We start from the raw sequence: 1,435 nt of genomic DNA on the forward strand, positions 1-1,435 counted from the left end.
TCAGAGGGCGGTATGTGACGTGATGCCCGTTTCGGGCTTTCGGGTGGGGCTGTCGGTCTGGTCGTGGCCTGACCAGGCGGCTACCACTGCGGCTTGGCGAACAAGCCCTGTTCGGGCTCGATCAGGATTCCGCGTCCGGCCAGCCGCTTGAGCTTGAGCCGGACGTTGTTGACGTTGTTGGGTGCGATCTCCAGGTCCATCGCCTCGCAGACCGCCCGCGCCCGCAGCGGGGCGTCGGCTGCGGCGAACACCGCCATGATCTGCTGGTAGGCCGGATGGTCCGGCAGCTTCACGGGCGGCGGTACCGGCGAGGCCGGCTCGGGCAGCGCCAGCAGCGTCTTGCGGGTGATGCGCACCTCTTCGGCGAGTCGGCCGAACTCCTCCAGTTGCGCGGTGAGTTCCATGATGTGTGCTTGCGTCGCTTCGGCCTGCGTGGCGATCTCACGCTCTTGCTCCTCCAGGCGGGCGAGGACCGCCCCCAGGGTGAACTCGTCGTTGGTCATGCGCCGCGCCAGGTGGGGGTGGAGGTCGCAGTGAGCATCCGGGACATCCGGTCGCTTATGGCCCAGTACACCCTCGACTCGGCGGAGGCGGGCCGGTGTTCGTAGTCGCGGACCAGCCTGCGGTGCAGCATCATGATCCCGTTCACCTGCTCCACTCGCCACCGGATCGGTTGCGGCACGAACCCACTGGTCGTCGGGTTGCGTTCGACGACTTCGACATCGATGCCGACCTTCTTGCCGTGGTCGATGACGGCGGTCTTGAAGCCCTGGTCGACCAGGGCCTTCTGCACCGTGTCGGTGTCGGCGGCGACCTTGTCCAGCAGGGCGATGCCGGCGGCGTTGTCGTGCGCGGACGCGGCCAGCACCACCACCGCGATCACCAGACCGAGAACATCAACCGCCAGGCCGCGTTTGCGGCCCGGGACTTTTTTTGCCGCGTCCCTTCCGGTGGTGTCGGCGGGCACCCCGGTGGCTGCGTGCAGGCTCTGGGTGTCGAGCACCACCAGACTCGGGTCCGCCTTGCGCCCCCGGCTCTCGCGGACATGCCAGCGCAGCAGGTCGTGGATGGTCTGGTCGGTGCCGTCGTCGCGCCATTTGTAGAAGTAGTACTTCACCGCGCCGGCCGGGGGCAGGTCGTGGGGCAGGTAGTCCCACTGACAGCCGGTACGGGACTGGTAGAGCAGGGCGTTGACGATCTCCCGCATCTCGTAGGCGCCCTGATGGCCGCTGACCGAGGGATGCCGGGCCTTCCAGGAGGCGACGACCGGCTCGATCAGGGCCCACCGCTCGTCGGACAAGTCGCTCTTGTAGGGCTTGCGGTCGCTCACGAGGAACACTCCAGCACGGCAGGACTCCCCGATCAGCCCCGATATGCCTGTGCCACACGTTCCAGCGACAACAAACGCGACACTACGTCACATACCGCCCTCTCA

2 protein-coding genes are annotated in these 1,435 nt (G+C 67.2%); both read right to left on the minus strand.

The genetic code is table 11. The features are described 5' to 3' along the window. Positions 1 to 80: 80 nt before the first annotated feature. On the minus strand, positions 81 to 503 hold the full coding sequence (locus tag ABZX30_RS38145) for a hypothetical protein (RefSeq protein ID WP_355943056.1): 423 nt from the start codon (positions 501 to 503) through the stop codon (positions 81 to 83). Beyond that, positions 500 to 1,330 carry an IS5 family transposase gene (locus ABZX30_RS38150; protein WP_355943059.1) on the minus strand — a complete coding sequence of 277 codons (831 nt, stop codon included), beginning with the start codon at positions 1,328 to 1,330 and terminating at the stop codon, positions 500 to 502. The genes ABZX30_RS38145 and ABZX30_RS38150 overlap by 4 nt, the downstream gene beginning before the upstream one ends. Between the last annotated feature and the right edge of the window lie 105 nt (positions 1,331 to 1,435).

Origin of the sequence: Streptomyces sp. NPDC004542 (genome assembly GCF_040610035.1) — a bacterium.
GTDB lineage: Bacteria > Actinomycetota > Actinomycetes > Streptomycetales > Streptomycetaceae > Streptomyces.

Excerpts from the sequence above, each read along its gene's own strand:
- ABZX30_RS38145 (WP_355943056.1), bottom strand. The coding sequence starts at position 503 with ATGACCAACGACGAGTTCACCCTGGGGGCGGTCCTCGCCCGCCTGGAG.